The organism is Micrococcus sp. LASM2_SD2 (genome assembly GCF_057364565.1).
The window spans coordinates 1-821 of record NZ_JBNFOB010000438.1 but is presented as its reverse complement, the minus strand read 5'-3'; the positions used below and the strand labels follow the sequence as shown (position 1 = coordinate 821).

The 821-nt window shown below is 74.4% G+C and carries 1 protein-coding gene; it reads left to right on the top strand.

Going from position 1 to position 821, the window contains the following annotated elements; all coding sequences use genetic code 11:
- Positions 1-733: PD-(D/E)XK nuclease family protein (locus AC2W7A_RS12985; RefSeq protein WP_485991689.1), on the top strand; the 733-nt coding region annotated here is incomplete at its 5' end.
- Positions 734-821 lie beyond the last annotated feature (88 nt).

Here is an 821-nt window from a genome sequence, read left to right as displayed (position 1 = left end):
GCCGCAGACCCGGGCGACCTGGACCTCGGCTCGCCGCTCGGGGCGCAGCTGGAGTGGGGCCGTCCTCCGCGAGCGCGCGCTGCAGGACGCCAGCGGCGAGGTCGCGCTGCCCCAGCACCTGTCCGTCTCGCTCTACGGGGAGCTGGCCGAGGACCCGGAGGCCGTCGCCGAGCAGCTCCGCCGCCCCATGCCCAGGCCCCCGGCGCGTGCGGCCCGCCGCGGCACGGCCTTCCACGCCTGGCTGGAGGACCGCTTCGAGGCCACCGGCATGCTGGACATCGACGACCCGGACGACGCCGCGGACCAGTGGATGGACGACGCCCTCGACCTCGAGCCGATGCAGCAGTGGTTCCTGGCCTCACGCTGGGCGGATCGCACCCCCGCGTTCGTGGAGGCCCCGCTGGAGACCACGGTCGCCGGGGTGACATTGCGCGGCCGCGTGGACGCTGTGTACCGGGACGGCGGCGACCCCGGGCAACCCTTCGACCCGGACGCGCGGTGGGAGCTGGTGGACTGGAAGACCGGCCGCGTCCCACACGGCAAGGACCTGGAAAATAAGGCCCTCCAGCTGGCGGTCTACCGGCTGGCGTTCTCACGTCTGCACGGGATCCCGCTGGAGAACATCCGCGCGAGCTTCGTGTACATCGCGCACGGACAGGAGCGCACCATGGAGGCGCTCCCTGGTGAGGAGGAGCTGGAGAGGATCCTGCGTCAGGCCCTGGGCCGGGACTGAGGACCGGGGGAGTGCGGCCGTGCCGGGCCGGGCCGGGCCGACGTCAGGCCGGGTGCGAGCCGCCGGAGCGGGGCGGCTCGTCCCGCGG